The sequence below is a fragment of the Prevotella sp. OH937_COT-195 genome (assembly GCF_003932845.1).
Classification (GTDB): Bacteria; Bacteroidota; Bacteroidia; order Bacteroidales; family Bacteroidaceae; genus Prevotella.
In genome coordinates, this window is the sequence record NZ_RQZH01000015.1 from 1 (window position 1) to 19,184 (window position 19,184).

Here is a 19,184-nt window from a genome sequence, read left to right on the forward strand (position 1 = left end):
AAATATTTTTTCCTATCATTTCGTTCTTGTACAAGAACATCAGGTATTCTGCTAATGACAGATTGAGCGTTTCAATAAAGCAAGCATCATCACCATTCGCTCATTATTACTTAGGAATTCAAAGACAAATCTATCAACGGCATTATGGAATATGCTTTCTTTGTTTTTGAAATGATAGAACATATTGCCAATAGATTCATTGCTCTCTTAGACTAAATCCGAAAATGATACTACGGCATATCTTTTTTTCTGAAATAGCCTGAACGACTCACTTAGGATAATATCTCTTTTGATTCTTCATCTGTCTGACGTTCCATAATTTCATAACGTTTAATTCAAAAAACAGAATGTTTGTTATGCGTATATTAGTGTATAATTACGTAAATTATTTCAATCCACCAATTTTTTCAGAGACTTTTTCTTCAAAAAGAATTGTTTTCCTCTTTTCTTATAATAAAGTATATGTCTTACTCAAATTTTATTGTCTGAATGATGCCTGTGGTATTTGTTCTATCTTCATGAATTATACAGGCAAAATAATTATTTTCGCAAAAATAATCTGTTGTGCATAAGTATTGAAAAATAAAAAGTCCCCGGAAGCAGTATTGGGAACTTCCGGGGACTGAATGTTTTTGTATAATTACTTGTTGCCGCAACCGCAACTTGCATCTTCGTCGTGTTCACAACAGCCGGATGCAACAAGCATCCAGAGGGCTTTTTCCTGTCCCCTCAGATAGTCGCTCATCAGCGATACCGTAACATCATCGCCGGCTTCGGTGGCAATTGCCAACAGTTCTCTTTCTTTTGCGATGAGAGATTTGAGCCAACCGAGAAGCATCTTGCGTGCCTCTTTATCGCAACATGTGTTGGCAACCTCTTTTATGTTGGCAATCTTCAGATACTCGCTGAAACGACTTTCCGGCATTCCGCCCAGTTGCAGCATACGCTCTGCCACTTCATCGATTTTCTCTGCCGCGTCATTGTAGAACTCTTCGTACTTCTCGTGCATGATGTAGAAACTGTGACCGCTTACATTCCAGTGGAAACCGCGCAGATTGGTGTAATAAACTTGAAGGTCGGCCAGTAGTTGGGAAAGACCGTTTACAACGTTTTTAACCTTCTTTTCGTCTAAACTTAAATAATCCAATGTTCTCATACCTTTTATTATTTTAAAATTATTATTTATTTCTTTTTCGTTGCAAAGTTAGTTTTTTGTTCCTTTCTCCACAACAGAAAAATTCTATATAACGATAGAGTATGTCTATATCAATGACTAATCGCATGATTATCATTGGTTTTCCACATGTGATATTAATTTGCGAGAAACTTAAAATAAATTGCCGTCGTATTGTTTCTTGTTTTTTTAAAACCGTTATTACATATATCGTATGTGTCACAGTTTGCGTATTATTGTCAGTCCGTCTCGCAAAGGCAGTATTACTCTTTCCACCCGGTTGTCGTGAGCGATGTAGTAGTTGAAAGCCTCTATCCCTTGTGTCTGACGGTCGGCAGGTTTCGGTTGTTCGAGTACATGACCGTCCCACAGGGTGTTGTCGGCAAGAATGAAGCCGCCCGGTCGTAAAATCTGCAATACCGTTTCGTATGTCTCCAAATACGTTCGCTTGTCACCGTCTATGAATGCCATGTCGAAATTGATGCCTAAGCGTGGTGCCTCGACGTTGGCATCGCCGATGGCGAACACTATCTTGTCTGCAACCGACGAGCCTTCTATCCATTTCCGTGCGAAATCTTCCATCTCGTCGTTTATCTCGAAAGTATATATTCGACCATCGTCTCCGAGACCTTCGGCCATACATATCGCGCTGTAACCGCTGAATGTGCCAACTTCGAGAATATTCTTAGGGCGTATCATCTCCACAATCATCTTCAGCAGTCGTCCTTGCAGGTGACCGCTTGCCATGCGTCCGTGCAGCAAATGCACATTGGTGGCACGCCAAAGGCGGTACAGATATTCGCCTTCCGGATCGATATGCGATGTTATATACTCTTCGAGTGTCATTCTCACGATTTTAATACCAGTCGTGTCTGTTTGTCTGCGAGAGCCTCCAATGCCAGTCGGTATCCGGCCATTCCAAACCCGCATATCACTCCTTTGCATGCCGGCGATATGATGGAACGTTGGCGAAACTCCTCGCGTGCATATATGTTTGACACATGTACCTCCACCACCGGTGACTTTACGGCGCGTATGCAGTCGTGCAGTGCCACGCTGGTGTGTGTGTATCCGCCGGCATTCAGCACTATTCCATCGTATGTGAAACCCGCTTCCTGCATCTTGTCAATCAATTTTCCCTCCACGTTGCTTTGGTAATAGTCTATCTGTATTTGTGGAAATCTTGCACGCAGGGTTTGCAGGCATGTTTCCATGTCCTCGTTTCCATACACTTCCGGCTCGCGTTTCCCCAGCAAGTTCAGGTTCGGTCCGTTAAGGATAAGTATTTTCATATTTTAATGTTATCATGAGTTTCTATCTCCCCATTTCTCCGATTATGTTGTCACAGAACCGGGTAACTACGTTGAGCATATCCTCCGGCAGGTATTCCAGGGCACGTTTCACTATTTCGTCGGGCACCTCGTAGTATGCCTCGGCTATTGAACCGGTTATTGCCGCCTTGGTGTCAGTGTCTCCGTCGGCGAGTACCGCTTTGCGTATTGCGTCCTCAAAGCCGTCGCTTTCTATGAAACACCTTATTGCCGCGGGTACTGTCTCTTGGCATGTGACATCGAAGTGTCCCAATGCCCCGATGCGCATGATGTCTTTCAATGTGGGTATCTCGTAACCGAATTTCCGCCCCACAGAAAACACAAGCCGTTCTTTAGTCACGCGCACTGTGCGCAGCCAATATATTACCGTGGCTGTGCATTGAGCTCCCTTTATGCCTTCCTCGTGGTTGTGACTGACTTCTGCCGAGCGTTTCGCCTCTTCCATGACGGCATCGATGTCGTGGAACAACCAGCCTATCGGACTTACACGCATTGCCGACCCGTTTCCGTAAGACCCGTAAGGGCGATGGTCGTCGCCCGCCACCCATGCCGAGAACATGCCGCCATAGCCTCCCATCGGTTTCGGGTAGCGCCTACACCAGTCGAGCAGAGATTCCGCATATCCACGGTTGTTAAGCACGGCATCGGCAATGGCAACGGTGCAAACCGTGTCGTCGGTGAAACCACATTCGGGTGTGAATAGTTCGAAACCGGCCTGCGGTGGCGGTCCGAATTCGAATCGTGAACCAACTATATCGCCTATTATCGCTCCAAGCATATCTCCTCCTTTCTCTTTATTTCTTTATCTTGTGGGTAATTTTCAGCACTTTGTTAATGTTGTCAATCTCAATCTTCCCAACCCTGTTAAGAACAGTTTGTCCGAGCAGCAACGGTGCCTTTTGATTGCGCACCACGCTTGCCCTGACATTGTTTAATGACAATCCGCCGAAGTTCACGTTACGCAGGTTTATTATCGTTCCTTCGTTTACGTTCCCGTTGGCATCTAAGAAATTGGCAGAGCCTGCCACGTCGTTCTTCCCAAGATAGCCGTTCTTCATCATAAACGTTGCCTCAACCATCGACATGCTTACTTCGCTTGCACCGGTGTCGAAAATAAAACTCAACGGAAGATCGTTGATATAACATTTCACTCTGCACAGCGAACCTTCTTTCGTGAACGGCACTTCCACCTCTTCCTCTTCATATTCCGTGTTGTCTGTCGTTTCTGTCATTTTTGCCACCGTTTCCACTTGTTTCCTGCGCTGCTCATTCATTATCCGTTCGAACTCCTCGTTGTTTCGTATGTTCTCCATATCGAAATCTTTTTCAATATGAGCCAGTTCGAAGATACCCTTGTCGAACACTTTTTGCAGGTATCTGCATGCCGTCGCGGGGGCGTTCAGTCGCGAGTAAAGGCACGCCGCATTGTATAATGCCCCCTGCGTATTTTCGTTTGCCAAAACGCTGTCGCACATCTCCACTGCCTTGTCGCGGTCTCCGAGCATGGCGTATGCGAACATTGCCTCTGTGGCTGTTTTCGCTACGGTGTCTGTCTCTATTACTTTCTCATAGTCGTCGCGTGCCGCCTCATGGTTATTCTGTTTTGTGTGACAATACCCCCGTAACAAATATGTGTGAATTTGGTTCGGTTCAATACTTACCGCAGTATTGAAATCGTCTATCGCCTCGTCGTACAGTTCGGCCCACATCATTACCATTCCGCGTGCCTTATATGGAAAATATTCGTTTTCGGCATTCTTCACCATCTTCGTTGCTGCCGCTATAGAACCTTTCATGTCGCCCATTCTGTGTGCAATTACGGCTTTTTCCCAGTGGTAGTTGTTGTTCGTACTATCCTCCTCGAGTGCACGACCGATAGATTCCGTCGCTTTCTCATACATTCCGAGTTCGCTATAAGTGTCTGCCATAAGGTAGTAAATATTCTCGTTCTCATCGAACTCTATAATCTTTTTAAAGAAAGGGATGGCATCTTGTGGCTTGCCGTTAAACTTGTTCAACAAGCCTGCTATGTAAAGCCATGTAAACTCCGCAGGTGTTTTCTTTATCTCCGTATTCAGTCGCGACATTAATTTCGAGAACTGCGGTTCTTCGTTTATTTTCTCCATCAGTTCCACTGCCCGCGCGCTTTCGTCTATCGAAACCGCTTTCACAAGATCTTCTATCGCCCTGTTCCATTTCTTCTGTTCGATGTAGCATTCGGCTCTGAAGCAGTAGCATTGCGATTCCTCGGGAGCAAGTTTCAGTGCATAGTCGTAGTTCTTTTCCGCCTCTGCAAAGTTTTTTTGGTCGTAGGCATTGCGTCCGAGTCCCAGAAAACCAATTATTGATCCCGGCTCTATCTTGGTCACTCGCAGATAGTCTGCGTTCGACAAGTCGTATTTCTTCATCTCATAATATTTCTGTCCGCGGTAGTTAAGGTAGTCAATGTCCTCGGGTTGTGCCTTTATCGCCAGTCCGAGTTCTTCGACGGCCTTGTCGTTCTGCCCGAGGTTCGAGAATACGTTGGCTTTCAGATTGTGCGAGAATCCGATGTACTCCTTGTCTTTTTTCGGCAGATACCTCAGAGCTTTCTCAATGTTTGACAGAGCCAGTCCGTTCTCTTCCCTTTGCAGGTTTATCCAAGCCGTGCGGAAATATGCGTATCCGTTTTTCGGGTTCACTGCAAGTTCTTTTTGCAGATATTGTAGTGCTTCGTTGAATTCGCCATTCTCAATTGCTTCCTCTGCACGCAGATAGTTGTAGGAATCCGGTCGTTTAATGTCTTTTGCAGATAATGCAATGGCTAGTGACAAGACCAACAAGGCCGCCCAAAATCTTTTCATGTTCTTTTGTTTTTCTTTTTATGAACGTTTTCTGCAAAGATATTAAAAAAACATTTATGATCAAAGTTTTTTTAATAAAATAAAAATATTGTTGTCCGACAAATCAAATTGTAACCAAATTGAAATGTCGGACAAAACTGAAAGCCTATTTATGTCTGTTTATTTCGTATTTATGTAGATTTATTCATTCAAAATAAAGAGTATCATGGATACCTGTCTGTAATTAATTTTTAATGTCTTCTCACATCCCATTTACACCTTCTATTTTTCCTGCATTATTACAAGTCGTCCTCCAAGGCCGTGCTCTTGGCGTATGCCGTACTTTTGGCTTCGAAGAAATCTGTTTTCACCATGTTCGCATTCGAGTACTGCGACACCCATTTCATGTTTTCGGGTTCCGTGTGATTATCCTCATAGAGGTATCCGAAACCGAGGCTGTGCCAGCGCAGGTTGCCGAGATAGCGTATATAGTCATATACCATCCGGCTGTTCAGTCCTTGCACGTCGTCGCCTATGACATATTGTCCCCACTCAATTTCCTGCCGCACTCCCTCGCGCATCATCTCCTCGTACACTGCCACTTTTTCTTCCGTGAACATGTCCGGGTCTTCCTTTTTCAGTTCTTGTATGATGTTGCGGAACAGCCACAGGTGCGTATTCTCGTCGCGGTTGATATAACGTATTTCCTGTGCCGAACCCGACATTTTCCCGTTTCGGCTCAGGTTGTAGAAGAACATGAAACCGCTGTAGAAATATATTCCCTCGAGTATAAAGTTGGCTATACATGTTTTAATCAGCGAGTACTTGTCCCGATTGTTTTGAAACTCGTTGTAGCAGTCGCCAATGAATTTGTTGCGTCGCAGCAGATGTTCGTCGGTTTTCCACTGGTATAGAATGGTGTTGCGTTCCTCGGGACTGCAAATAGAATCGAGCATGTAACTGTAACTCTGGCTGTGTACGCACTCTTGGAATGCTTGAATGTGCAGACACAGGTTTACCTCGTTGGCCGTGATATATTCGCACAACGATGGCAGGTTGTTGCTTTGCAGCGAGTCGAGAAACACGAGGAAACTCAATATTTTGTCGTATGCCGTGCGTTCTGCATTGTCCAGATGCGGATAGTCTTTGGCATCTTGCGTAAGGTTTATTTCCTCCGGTATCCAGAAATTGTTCATTGCCTGCCGATACCAGTCGCTTGCCCACTGATACCGCATGTTGTTGAAGTCGTTGAGATTTGTCGTATTCCCGCCTATCATTCTTCTCAGTCGCAGGTCGATGTCGCCTTCGGGATTGAAGAGTGCGTTTCTTTTCAGTTTGTTGTTATCCATTGTAATGTTGTTTTTTCAGTTTGTGGTATGGCAGCATGCCGCGTTTTTTCCGTATGCCGCCGATGTGTTACGAAGCACAACTCTCGCACTCCTCCACCTCAAGCGATTTGCTGCGCACATAATATATCGTCTTAACGCCGCATTCCCATGCCAGCAGATATAAGTTCAACACTCTGCGCATTGTAAAATCGTTGGTAATATACAGGTTGAGACTCTGTGCTTGGTCAATATGTCTTTGTCGTACACCTGCCGCTCGCACGCTCCATGTTTGGTCTGTGAGATACGCTCCTTTGTAAATCCAATAGGTTTTGTCCGACAATCTCGGCGCCACCCGTGGAAGCATTGCCCCCCGTTTCTCCTCGAGGAAGAATCTTTTCATCACGGGGTCTGTCCCCGCCGTGGTTCCTGCAATTATGCTCGTGCTGCTTGTCGGTGCCACGGCCAGCAGATAGGCGTTGCGCATGCCTTGCACGTTCACTTTGTCGGCAATGCGTTTCCATTCGTCCGATGCGTAGCCACGCTTTTCAAAGTAGGCTCCACTCTGCCAGTCGCTGCCGTCAAAATAAAGATACGAACCTTTCTCTCGCGCTATGTCCGAACTTGCCTCTATTGCGGCACGGTTTATCCTTTCGAACACCTCGTCCATGAAAGCAAGATGTTTTTCGCTCTCCCATTTTATCCCGCGCACGGCCAAAGCATGATGATAACCACTCACACCGAGTCCGATGCTGCGATAGCGCTGGTTGGTTATCCGCGCATAATGCAACGGGTAGAAGTTCAGGTCTATCACGTTGTCGAGCGCACGCACCACGGTTGCCACCTTTTCTTTCATCTCTTTCTCGTCTTCCAACGGCAGATGACCGAGCGAAAGACTGGCAAGGTTGCACACCACGAAATCGCCCGGGCGTGTGGTCTTCACCACCACCGTGTCGCCGCCGTCGGTCTTTATCTCGCTTGAAACAGTCTCTATGGGCGACATGTTCTGTGCAATCTCCGTGCAAAGGTTCGAGCAATATATAATGCCCTTGTGACCGTTGGGGTTGGCGCGGTTCACTATGTCGCGGTTGAATGTGAACGGTGTTCCCGTCTCCACCGCCGACCGGAGTACAAGTCGCACAATGTCCTTTATGGTCATTACTCGCCGCGACAGGCGCATGTCGTTTACGCAATCCTTGTATCTGCGTTCCCATTCCTCGCCGTGGTAATCTTCAAGAGAATAACCTTTTACCGACAAAATCTCGTTGGGGCAGAACATGCACCATTGCAGATCGAGATTTTCCTTTGCCATGCGCCAGAACAAGTCGGGATAGCACACGGCAGGGAATATGTCGTGCGCCTTCATTCTGTCGTCTCCGTTGTTTGTCCTCAACTGCAGAAATTCCGGCAAATCCTTGTGCCATACGTCCAGATACACCGCCACGGCTCCCTGGCGCATGCCCAACTGATCTACCGCCACTGCCGTGTCGTTAACCAATTTCATCCATCTCACCACGCCTCCCGCCGCGCCTTTGAATCCTCTTATCTTGCCTCCGGTGGCGCGCACCTTGCCGAAATACATTCCCATTCCTCCGCCGAACTTGCTTACCATCGCAAAATTGTCGATGCTGCGGTATATCCCTTCAAGACTGTCGGGCACCGTGTCTATGAAACAACTCGATAATTGGTGGAACGGTTTGCGGGCATTTGAGAGCGTAGGCGTGGCCATCGTCACCTCCAAGCGGCTCAGCATGTCGTAGAATTTACGCACCCACTCCATTCTGTCTGTTTTCTCGTTCATGGCAAGATGCAGCGCGATGCCGAGATACATTTCCTGCACCCTCTCAATAGGTTTCTGCGAGTAAGTGCGTATAAGATACCGCTTGTCGAGCAAATCGAGTCCCGAATAATTCAGCAAATTGTTTCGTGCGGGCTGCATGTATGTCGCGGCTTTCTCTATCTCTTCTTTCGAATAGGCATCAATGATGTATGCACCGTACAGACCTTCGTCTGTCAGGTATCGCAGTTTGTCGTGGAAACACCGTATCCCCTCCGTCTCTTCCACATTCTTAATCTCCTCTTCTCGTTTGAAAGACAAAATTCGTGCGGCGACAAACTCCCAGTCGGGTGCCTCCTGCGTGGTCATCTCCACGGCTGCCTTTACGAGTGCGGAAAGTTTTTCTCCGGGCTTCATGCCGTGTTTGACAAAACTTCCGAACTTGTCGGCAAGCAGCGAAATGCCGTATTCGTTTCCTTTGAAATCTCCGGCTATACCTTTCAGGACTTCGGCAATCGCCTCGTTTCCCAATTCTTCGGCAATTCTGTTGAGCGATTTTCTTTGCTCCGTTCGCTGCCATCTGAAAAGAATATAACTCTTTGCCTCGTTGTAGAAACCGTTGCTCATAAGGCATTGTTCCACAAGGTCTTGTATATTCTCGACAGTTCGTTTAAGCGGATTTTCCGTTATTGTTTTCTCAACCGAGTCAACCATTTCGTATAGTTTCGTCTCGTCGGGAATTTGTCCCGTACTTGCGAAACTCTTTCTTATGGCAACGGCAATCTTCTCTTTGTCATATTGCTCCACCGCGCCATTTCTCTTCACAATCTCCATAATATACACTCTAATTTATGTAAACAGCCTGATGAAAAATTCGGCGACAAAGGTACGAATTTATATTTATTGCCACTAAAAATATTTTGGGATAATTTCAAAAATACTCAAAATAATCGCCGTCATGTCCGATTGTGTTTTTTGCATGGTACCCGCCGTCCGGCAAAACAGCCTGAATTGTTTTGCAATTTCGGCGGTTTTACCCGACAATTTCGGCGGTTTTGCTCTGCGTTTTGACACCAAACGGGTTGCGTACCGCGGCAAACCGTATGCCATTCTCTTGCAAAAGCACAAATAATGTCAAAATAAAACTTAAAAAATGCTTCCAAAATCATTATTTTAAATAATAATAATGACAAACAAGGCGGTAATTGCAGAAAACTAATTACTTTTGCACATAAAAATTTAAACGATTGGTAAAATGAGAAGGATTATTGCACCTTTCATAATAATATTGTTTGCGGCAACGACATTGGTGTCGTGTTTCAGTGACGAGAACGAGGACGTGGCGCGTTTCGGCGACACCGGAATAAACTCGTTTGTCATAAGCAACATGAAAGTATATGTAACCACGAAATCGTCCAAAGGCGAAGACAGTACTTACTTTGTAAGGCAGAGTGGAGCATCGTTCAATTTCCGGATAGACCAGAAAAAAAACGAGATATACAACCCCGACTCGCTGCCTTACGGTACGGACGCTGCCAAACTGCTCGTTACGGTGGGTACGGTGAACAACGGACGAGTGGGACTGAAAATGCCCGACGGTAAAGAAATAAGGAGCATCACTAACACAGACTCGCTCGATTTTACGACACCGCGCACGTTGGTAATTCTAAGCAACGACGGCAAAAACACGCGGGAATACACCGTGAAAGTAAACGTTCACAAGCAGAAGGCATACGATTTCAAATGGACAATGCTCGCCAACAATACCGATATTGCGGCATTCAAGATGTTGAGGGCATTCGAAATAGGCGGGCAAATAGTGGTTTACGGCAGCGACGGAGTAAAAACCACCGCACTGCAAACCGGTATCGGCGACGGCAAGACGTGGCAGCCATTGCCACTAAACTTGGACGGCACGCTCGATGCCAATGCCTTTCAGGGTATCGTGAAGAAAGGCGACAGACTTTATGTCATGCACGACGGCAAACTGCTATCTTCTGCCAATGGCGGGAATTGGGAGGTTGTGGCCACGCCGAACGTCAAGAAATTGGTGGCGGCATCGGGCACCAAATTGTTTGCAATCAATGCCGAAGGCAGACTGGCAAGCAGTACCGACGGTGCGGAATGGACGACAGACGGCATGGACGGAGGCACCGACTTGTTGCCTGCGACAGATATATGTTATGCCTGCATGCCGCTGCGTACCAACAACGACATAGAACGTGTGGTGCTGATTGGTAATCGCGGCGCGGCAACATATACTGCCGACACAACCGCAGTGGTGTGGGGAAAAATAGACGACAACGGCAACAATGCGGTGAACATGCCGTGGGCATATTATGTGGTTGACGGCAAAAACAAATATGTGATGCCGCGACTTGCCGGACTAAGCATGACAAAATACGGCGAAAGGTTGTTGGCAGTGGGAGGCAAGGGCATACCACCGTGCAAGACGGCTGCATACGACAAGATATATACCAGTGCCGACGGCGGTATAACATGGAAAAATGACATAAGTTACCAACTGCCCGGAGGCATAGACAAGAATGCCGCGGCGATGGCTCTCGCAACAGACACCGACCGGCATCTCTGGATTATATGTGCAGGAACGGGACAGGTGTGGCGCGGCAGACTGAACAAACTGGGCTGGAAATAAACACTGCGGTCGGCAAGAAACCGACTTCCACACCACACATATATATAAAAGGAAAGAAAAGAAGGAAGATGAATCACGTTGCCAAAAACACTATGCGCTTTGCCATTACTGCGGCAGTCTTGCTCTTCTCGCTCACGACATGGGCGCAGGAAGACGAGGAATACCGCATGGAAATAGGTGCGGGAGCAGGGGTGACGGGGTATCTCGGCGACTTCAATTCGAGTCTCGCGAAAAACATTCAACCATCGGCAACTGCCGTGATGCGCAGATATTTCAACCCGTACATGGGACTGAAAGCGCAGGCGGGCTACGGAAAGATTAAGGGGAAAGCGGCAGACGCCGGAACATACTACCCCGAATTCGACGGCTCGGGGTATGAGTTTGACAACACGCTCGTAAACTTCGACATAACATACGAATACAATTTCTGGCCATACGGCACGGGAAGAGAATACCGCGGAGCAAGACCGCTGACACCGTTCATCGCACTCGGACTGGGAGGAACATTCGTAAAAGGAAAGGAAAAAAACAACTTTACCGCAAACTTACCACTGGGAGTAGGCGTGAAATACAAAATAGCACCGAGGCTGAACCTCGGAATAGAATGGGCAATGCACTTCTCGCTGAGCGACGAACTCGATGGGGCAAAAGACCCGTACATGGTGAAGAGCAGCGGTGCATTCAAGAATACGGACTGCTATCACACACTTCAGGTTACGCTGACATACAGTTTCATGCCGAAGTGCAGGACATGCCACAACGATATATACTGATTATGGAACAACTGGATTTGAACAGAATTCCGCAGCACATCGCCGTCATAATGGACGGCAACGGACGCTGGGCAAAAGAACGCGGATGCGAACGCACATACGGACATCAGGCAGGTGTGGAAACGGTGCGCCGTATAACGTCAGAGTGTGTCAAGCTGGGAGTGAAATATCTCACGCTTTACACTTTCTCGACAGAGAACTGGGGACGACCGGCAGCAGAAGTGGCGGCTCTCATGGGACTTGTACTGACATCGCTCGAGGACGAGATATTCATGAAGAACAATGTCAGACTGCGGGTTATCGGAGACATAGACAGACTGCCGAAAGAGGTGGCAGAGAAACTATGGAACACCATGGAACGCACCGCCGACAACGACAGCATGACACTCGTGGTGGCTCTAAGTTACTCCGCACGATGGGAAATAACACAGGCTGTGCGAGACATAGTGTGGGAGATAAAGAAAAACAACCTCGTGCCTGCCACCATAGACCCCGACGAGATTACCGAGGAAACGGTGGCAAAGCACCTCGAGACATATTTCATGCCCGACCCCGAACTGCTAATACGAACGGGAGGAGAACTGCGCGTGAGCAACTACCTGCTGTGGCAGATTGCATATTCGGAACTGTATTTCACGGAAACATACTGGCCGGATTTCGACGAACAAGACTTGCATGCAGCCATACTCGACTATCAGGGCAGACAGAGACGTTTCGGGAAAACGGGCGAACAGGTGGAAGAGAAAGAGTAACCGGAAGAAAACCGGAGACTGAAACTTCAAAAAGAACAAATACAACAGACGTTGATAATGAATATTTCGATAAGGAAAGTTTTGCTGGCGACTATGGCGATGATAAGCATCGCCGCAGGAGCACAAGAGAAAATAATAAATCCGGAGATAACGTATGCGGGAAACCCACGCAACTGCGTGATTGGGGGTATAGCCGTGTCGGGCGTGGAAGGATATGAAGACTATGTACTAACGGGCATATCGGGACTGGTAAAGGGACAGTATGTAACACTGCCGGGAACGGAGATTACGGAGGCGGTGAAACGATACTGGAAGCACGGACTGTTCTCGAAGGTGGCGATAACCGCCGACTCCATCGTGGGAGACAAGGTGTATCTGCATTTCCATCTCGCACTGAGACCGCGCGTCAGCACAATAAACTACATCGGACTTAAGAAGGGCGAGCGCGAGGATATGGAGAAGAAACTCGGACTGCTGAAAGGCTCGCAGATTACGCCTAACATGATTGACAGGGCAAAGATTCTTGCAAAGAGATATTATGACGACAAGGGTTACAAGAACGCCGAAATCGAAATAACGCAACGCGACGACGTAACGGGAAAGAATATGGTTATACTCGACGTGGTGGTGGATAAGAAGCAGAAGATGAAGGTGCATGAGATAATAATCGATGGCAACGAGAAACTTACTGACAGAAAGATTAAAGGAGGACTGTTCAGGAAAGGAGCGTTGTCAAAAATGCACGAGGCGGGGAAACTGTCGAGTTTCCTTAAATCGAAAAAATACACGCCGGAGAGATATGCCGAGGATAAAAAGAAACTCATTGCCAAATACAACGAGTTGGGATACCGAGATGCCGTAATCGTGGAAGATTCGGTGTGGAACTACGACGACAAGCACGTAAACATATATATAAAGGTGGAGGAAGGAAGGAAGTACTACCTGCGCAACATCACATGGGTGGGAAACACGGTATACAACACCGATTTCCTCGCGGCACAACTGGGAATGCAATCCGGAGACGTGTATAACCAAAAGTTTATGAACAAACGTCTGTCGGAAGACGAGGATGCCGTGGGAAACCTGTATTGGAACAACGGATACTTGTTCTACAGCCTGCAACCCACGGAAATAAATATCGTGGGAGACTCGATAGACCTTGAGATGCGTATTCAGGAAGGACCGCAGGCACACGTCAACAGGGTGCGAATAAACGGAAACGACCGCTTGTACGAGAATGTCATAAGGCGCGAACTGAGAACGAAACCGGGAGACCTCTTCTCGAAAGAGGCTCTGCAACGTTCGCAACGAGAACTGGCTTCGATGGGACATTTCGACCCGGAGCATGTGCTGCCAGACGTGAAACCGAACTACGAAGACGGTACGGTGGATATTGATTGGAATTTGATGCAGAAATCGAACGACCAGATAGAATTCTCACTCGGATGGGGACAGACGGGCGTAATAGGACGAGTGGGACTGAAACTGAACAATTTCTCGATGGCAAATCTGTTCCGCAAAAACAACGAACGCAGAGGTATTCTGCCTGTGGGAGACGGAGAGATTCTCTCGATAGGGGCACAGACGAACGGAAGATATTACCAGTCGTACAACGCGAGTTACTCAACCAACTGGTTCGGGGGCAAACGTCCCATACAGTTTACCGTGGGAGCATATTATAGTAAGCAGACAGGCGTGTCGAGTAATTTCTATAACAATGCCTACATGAACAATTACTACAACTATCTGTACGGCGTTGGGAGCAATTACTACAATAGTTACGAGAACTATTACGACCCCGACAAGTATATAAGAATGATAGGAGCGAGTATCGGATGGGGTACGCGACTACGCTGGCCGGACGATTATTTCATGCTAAACGTGGAACTTGGATACACGAGGTATATGCTGAAGAACTGGCGATATTTCCTCGTTTCCACCGGAAACTGCAACAACCTGAATGTGGGCATAACGTTGTCGCGCATATCTACCGACAACCAACTCTTCCCGCGTCGCGGCTCGGAGTTTACCGCATCGCTGTCGATAACACCGCCGTGGAGCAAGTTCGAGAAAAAAGATTACAAGAATCTCGCAAGAGACCCGAAGTCGGCAACATACGCAAAAGAACAGCAGGAGAAATACAGATGGATAGAATATCACAAATGGAAATTCAAAGCCCGCACTTTCACCGCACTTACCGAGGGGCAGAAATGTCTTGTGCTGATGGCACGAGTGGAACTCGGAATACTCGGAGCATATAACAAATACAAGAAATCTCCGTTCGAAACATTCTACATGGGAGGAGACGGAATGAGCGGATACAGCAACGGATATGCACAGGAAACAATCGGACTGCGCGGATATGACAACGGTGCGCTTACACCATATTATCAAGAAGGATATGCTTACGACCGCTTCACGCTCGAACTGAGATACCCGTTCCTGCTCGGCAACACCACCATCTACGGACTCGCATTTGCCGAGGCAGGAAACGCTTGGACGAACACAAGCAAGTTCAACCCATTCGAAATGAAACGCTCGGCAGGTCTCGGAGTGCGCATATTCCTGCCTATGGTGGGAATGATGGGTATAGACTGGGCTTACGGTTTTGACAAAGTATTCGGGAATAAAGGCGGAGGACAGTTCCACTTCATTCTCGGACAAGAATTCTGACAATATATAAAGACTGATTAATATGAGGAAGATAATTGTTACCACAGTATTGGCAATAGTCGCAATGGCGGCTAATGCACAGAAGTTTGCATTGATTGACATGGAATACATACTCAAAAACGTACCGGCATACGAACGGGCAAACGAGCAACTGAACCAAGTTTCAAAGAGATGGCAGGCAGAGGTGGAGGCATTGAACACCGAGGCGCAAACTATGTATAAAAACTATCAGAACGAGGTGGTGTTCCTATCGCAAGAGCAGAAGAAAGCAAAGCAGGACGCCATAATGCAAAAGGAGAAGGAGTCGAGCGACCTGAAACGCAAGTATTTCGGTCCCGAGGGCGAACTGTTCAAGAAACGAACGGCACTTATGACACCGATACAGGAAGAAATCTACAATGCAGTAAAGGATATATCCGACCTGCGAGGATACTCTCTCGTACTCGACAGAGCCTCGGATGCGGGAATAATTTTCGGCTCGCCGAAGATAGACATAAGCAACGAAGTGTTGCAAAAATTAGGCTACGCCAACTGAAAGGACGGCATGCAGAGACCGTAAAAGTAAATGGAAAAGAGACTGTAACAAAAAATAATAACAATAAAAAATTAGTAGAAAGAAAATGAAAAAGATTATCGTTATGTTGATGGTGTTCGCTCCGATGTCGCTATTCGCACAAAAGTTCGGGCATGTTGATTCGCAGGCAATCATGCAGGGTATGCCGGAGTTCATACAGGCACGCGGAGAAGTGGAAGCACAGACGAAGAAGTACGAGGACGAATTGCAAGGTATGCAGCAGGAATTGCAGCGCAAGAGTGAGGAGTACGAGAAGAACTCAAGCACGATGAACGACACCAAACGTCAGGAAACAGAGGCAGAACTGCAGAAGATGTACCAGAAGATGCAGCAGGCATATCAAGACAACCAACAGGCTTTGGCAAAAATGCAGCAGGAAAAAATGCAGCCGATAACAACGAAACTGATTAACGCTATCAAGAATGTCGGCACGGCAGGAGGATATGTTTATATAATGGACACGGCTGCCGGAATACCTTACATCAGTCAGACTCTTAGCAAGGACGTGACCACCGAGGTAAAAGCCGAACTGAATAAACTCAAGTAAACGTACGAATAGTACGAGATTTGGAAAAGAAAGGAGACATGGAGTAAAGGTGTCGGCATGTTGTTAACGGACAACCGGGAACGATGTTCTCCAAGACACACACTTTACTCCCTGTCTCCCCAATCATTTATACACCGATGAAACCCGAAGAAAAGATTTTTCCCATGAAAAGGATTTCAATCATTTTTGCAATAATCGGCTTGCTGCTCATGTCGCCGTCAAAGGCAGATGCACAGAACCGTGTTGCCTTCTTCAGTTATGACGAGGCAATGCACGTAATGCCGGAATATGTCGCTGCACGAAAAAACCTTGGTTTGCTGCGCACGAAATACGATGCGGAGATGAAACGGGCAGAGGACGAGTTCAACAACAAGTATGAGGAGTTCCTCGACGGGCAGCGCGATTTCGCACCGTTGATATTGCAGAAACGACAGGCGGAATTACAAGAACTGATGCAGAAAAACATCGCTTTCAAAGCCAAGGCGGAACGTTTGTTCGCACAGGCAGAGAAAGAAGCGATGACACCGGTACACCAAAAAATGAAGGAAGTGTTGCAAAAAATTGCCAAGGAACGCGGATATGCTTTCATCGTGAACACTGACAGCAACGCATGTCCGTATATCGATGCCGCAATGGCAGATGACATTACGACAATAGTAAAAGCCGCACTGCAATAAAGTGAATAATCAGTTACCATCATCTCCCGGACAAATCGGGGTCTTCGACAGTGGTTACGGCGGTCTGACGATACTTAATCAGATGCGTCGCGTATTGCCGCAATACGACTATCTTTATCTCGGAGACAATGCCCGTGCACCTTATGGTCCGCGTTCGTTCGACGTGGTTTACCGCTTCACTCGCGAGGCGGTAATGCGTTTGTTCTCAATGGGATGCCACTTGGTAATCCTCGCATGCAACACCGCATCGGCAAAAGCGCTGCGAACATTGCAGCAGAACGACTTGCCGAAGATCGATCCCGACCGCCGTGTACTCGGCGTGATACGACCCACGGCGGAAGCAATACCGCCGTTGACGGCATCGCGACATGTAGGCATTCTTGCCACCGAGGGAACGATACGAAGCAAAAGTTACGACATCGAGATTGCACATCAGGCTCCGGATATTACCGTAACGGGACAGGCATGCCCGCTGTGGGCTGCCATCGTGGAGGCAAACGAAGCCGACAGCGACGGCGCAGACTATTTTGTTAAACGATGCATAGACGAGTTGCTCAAACGCGATCCGGAAATAGATACCATGGTGTTGGCATGCACGCACTATCCCTTATTGATGAAAACGATAAGGAAACATGTTCCGGAGGGAATAAAGGTGGTTTCGCAGGGAGAATATGTCGCAGACAGTCTTGCAAAATATCTCGAACGTCATCCTGACATGGAGGCACGCATAACGCATGGAGGCACATGCCGTTACCTTACCACCGAGAACCCCGACCGCTTCACGGAGTGCGCACAAATATTTCTGAACGAACCCGTAATAGTGGATAACGTTACGTTGGGATAGTTCGTATCGTTAATTTTTTCCTTTGCCGGCAGAAGGCATCTGCGACATATCCCGATAAAGAAAGACACATGCCGATTTTTAAACAAGAAATGAAACAGACTGTGCAAAACCCGCCTGACTACAGAAATGACACGGTATTACCGCTGCCGATGGAGATAACGGCAGACGCATGGGCGGTCGATGCTGCCTGCTCGGGAAATCCCGGACCGATGGAATATCAGGGAATCGACTTGACCACCGGGGCGCGACTGTTTCATTTCGGACCGCTTAAAGGAACCAACAACGTGGGCGAATTCCTCGCAATAGTGCATGCCCTGGCTCTTTGTTGGCAAAAAGGACTTCACTACAAAACAATATACAGCGATTCTTATAATGCCATATTGTGGGTTAAGAAACGCAAATGCAAGACAAAAATTGAGAATACGCCCGAGACGGAAAAGTTGTACGACATAATACAACGAGCCGAGAAATGGCTCGCCACACACGACTTTCGTAACCCGGTAATCAAATGGGAGACATCCAAGTGGGGAGAGATTCCTGCTGATTTCGGGAGAAAATTATGAGATTGTTACGCAGAATACTCGATGTTGTGGCACCACGGCAATGCTGTGTATGCAACAGACGGCTTGCAATAGACGAAGAAATGATGTGCGCGGCGTGCAATCTGCATTTGCCACGCACTTTCTTTTCTGCCCGCCCCTATGACAACCCTATGGCACGCTTGTTCTGGGGACAATTTCCGATAGAGCGTGCTTCGGCATGGTTTTATTTCGAACCTCATGCCGAGGTGTCTGCAATGATTTACAGACTGAAATATGGCGGACATCCGGAATATGGCTATTTGCTGGGACAGTATTTGGCGGAAGACTTTGACACGGACGGCTTTTTCGAAGGCATTGACGCTGTCGTGCCGGTGCCGATAGCAAAAAACAGACTGCACAGGCGTGGATATAACCAAAGCGAATATATGGCAAAGGGTATCTCCGAGACAACAGGACTGCCGGTGCGCACAGACCTTGTGTTTAGAAAGGAGTTCCGTGAGAGCCAGACACAGAAGAACTGGTGGGAACGTCATGACAATGTGGAGAATGTCTTTACGCTCGGAAACGGCGATTGGGCAAGAGGCAAACACCTGCTCGTGGTCGATGACATACTCACCACGGGAGCCACGATTCTTTCATGTTCGCAAGAACTTTGTGGTGCCGGAAACGTAAAGATAAGCATTGCCACCATAGGGTTTGCCGTAAAGAAATAGGCTA

Annotated in this window: 18 protein-coding genes; 10 read left to right on the forward strand and 8 right to left on the reverse strand. The window is 47.4% G+C overall.

All coding sequences use genetic code 11. From position 1 onward, the window contains the following. Positions 1-640: 640 nt before the first annotated feature. The 8 genes from EII32_RS07000 to EII32_RS07035 all read right to left on the reverse strand — a co-directional run bounded on the left by EII32_RS07000 (position 641) and on the right by EII32_RS07035 (position 9,539). Entirely contained in the window at positions 641-1,156 is a 516-nt protein-coding gene (locus EII32_RS07000) for a Dps family protein (RefSeq protein WP_125234725.1), read from the reverse strand. Between the two features lie 237 nt (positions 1,157-1,393). Beyond that, the gene (locus EII32_RS07005) at positions 1,394-2,020 is read right to left on the reverse strand and encodes an O-methyltransferase (protein WP_125234726.1); all 627 of its coding nucleotides are present in this window, start codon (positions 2,018-2,020) and stop codon (positions 1,394-1,396) included. Between the two features lie 2 nt (positions 2,021-2,022). Then, the gene (gene aroQ, locus EII32_RS07010; RefSeq protein WP_125234727.1) at positions 2,023-2,466 is read right to left on the reverse strand and encodes a type II 3-dehydroquinate dehydratase; all 444 of its coding nucleotides are present in this window, start codon (positions 2,464-2,466) and stop codon (positions 2,023-2,025) included. 22 nt (positions 2,467-2,488) lie between these two features. Then, on the reverse strand, positions 2,489-3,283 hold the full coding sequence (locus EII32_RS07015; RefSeq protein WP_125234728.1) for an ADP-ribosylglycohydrolase family protein: 795 nt from the start codon (positions 3,281-3,283) through the stop codon (positions 2,489-2,491). A 16-nt stretch (positions 3,284-3,299) separates the two neighbouring features. Next, positions 3,300-5,348 carry a tetratricopeptide repeat protein gene (locus tag EII32_RS07020; RefSeq protein ID WP_125234729.1) on the reverse strand — a complete coding sequence of 683 codons (2,049 nt, stop codon included), beginning with the start codon at positions 5,346-5,348 and terminating at the stop codon, positions 3,300-3,302. Between the two features lie 278 nt (positions 5,349-5,626). Further along, positions 5,627-6,676 (reverse strand): ribonucleotide-diphosphate reductase subunit beta, encoded by a 1,050-nt coding sequence (locus EII32_RS07025; protein ID WP_125234730.1) that lies wholly within the window; start codon positions 6,674-6,676, stop codon positions 5,627-5,629. 67 nt (positions 6,677-6,743) lie between these two features. Then, a complete protein-coding gene (locus tag EII32_RS07030; RefSeq protein WP_125234731.1) occupies positions 6,744-9,263 on the reverse strand; it encodes a ribonucleoside-diphosphate reductase subunit alpha in 2,520 nt (839 codons plus the stop codon). 75 nt (positions 9,264-9,338) lie between these two features. After that, positions 9,339-9,539 carry a hypothetical protein gene (locus EII32_RS07035; protein WP_125234732.1) on the reverse strand — a complete coding sequence of 67 codons (201 nt, stop codon included), beginning with the start codon at positions 9,537-9,539 and terminating at the stop codon, positions 9,339-9,341. 145 nt (positions 9,540-9,684) lie between these two features. Between EII32_RS07035 and EII32_RS07040 the strand changes: the two genes are divergently transcribed. The 10 genes from EII32_RS07040 to EII32_RS07085 all read left to right on the forward strand — a co-directional run bounded on the left by EII32_RS07040 (position 9,685) and on the right by EII32_RS07085 (position 19,180). Then, positions 9,685-11,085, forward strand: coding sequence for a DUF6242 domain-containing protein (locus EII32_RS07040; protein WP_125234733.1), 1,401 nt, complete (start codon positions 9,685-9,687; stop codon positions 11,083-11,085). Positions 11,086-11,177: 92 nt separating this feature from the next. Beyond that, positions 11,178-11,858, forward strand: coding sequence for a DUF6089 family protein (locus EII32_RS07045; RefSeq protein ID WP_125234768.1), 681 nt, complete (start codon positions 11,178-11,180; stop codon positions 11,856-11,858). Continuing rightward, complete coding sequence (locus EII32_RS07050; RefSeq protein WP_125234769.1) at positions 11,858-12,610, forward strand: isoprenyl transferase; 753 nt, start codon at positions 11,858-11,860, stop codon at positions 12,608-12,610. Before EII32_RS07045 ends, EII32_RS07050 begins: the two co-directional genes overlap by 1 nt. Before the next feature lie 57 nt (positions 12,611-12,667). Beyond that, entirely contained in the window at positions 12,668-15,283 is a 2,616-nt protein-coding gene (locus EII32_RS07055; protein ID WP_125234734.1) for an outer membrane protein assembly factor, read from the forward strand. Between the two features lie 22 nt (positions 15,284-15,305). Then, positions 15,306-15,818, forward strand: coding sequence for an OmpH family outer membrane protein (locus tag EII32_RS07060; RefSeq protein ID WP_125234735.1), 513 nt, complete (start codon positions 15,306-15,308; stop codon positions 15,816-15,818). Between the two features lie 85 nt (positions 15,819-15,903). Continuing rightward, a complete protein-coding gene (locus EII32_RS07065; protein WP_125234736.1) occupies positions 15,904-16,404 on the forward strand; it encodes an OmpH family outer membrane protein in 501 nt (166 codons plus the stop codon). Positions 16,405-16,568: 164 nt separating this feature from the next. Then, positions 16,569-17,081, forward strand: a complete 513-nt coding sequence (locus tag EII32_RS07070; RefSeq protein ID WP_125234737.1) for an OmpH family outer membrane protein — start codon at positions 16,569-16,571, stop codon at positions 17,079-17,081. Between the two features lies 1 nt (position 17,082). Next, positions 17,083-17,925, forward strand: coding sequence for a glutamate racemase (murI, locus tag EII32_RS07075; protein ID WP_125234738.1), 843 nt, complete (start codon positions 17,083-17,085; stop codon positions 17,923-17,925). 89 nt (positions 17,926-18,014) lie between these two features. Beyond that, positions 18,015-18,488 (forward strand): RNase H family protein, encoded by a 474-nt coding sequence (locus EII32_RS07080; RefSeq protein WP_125234739.1) that lies wholly within the window; start codon positions 18,015-18,017, stop codon positions 18,486-18,488. After that, positions 18,485-19,180, forward strand: coding sequence for a ComF family protein (locus tag EII32_RS07085; RefSeq protein WP_125234740.1), 696 nt, complete (start codon positions 18,485-18,487; stop codon positions 19,178-19,180). Before EII32_RS07080 ends, EII32_RS07085 begins: the two co-directional genes overlap by 4 nt. The last annotated feature ends 4 nt before the right edge of the window (positions 19,181-19,184 follow it).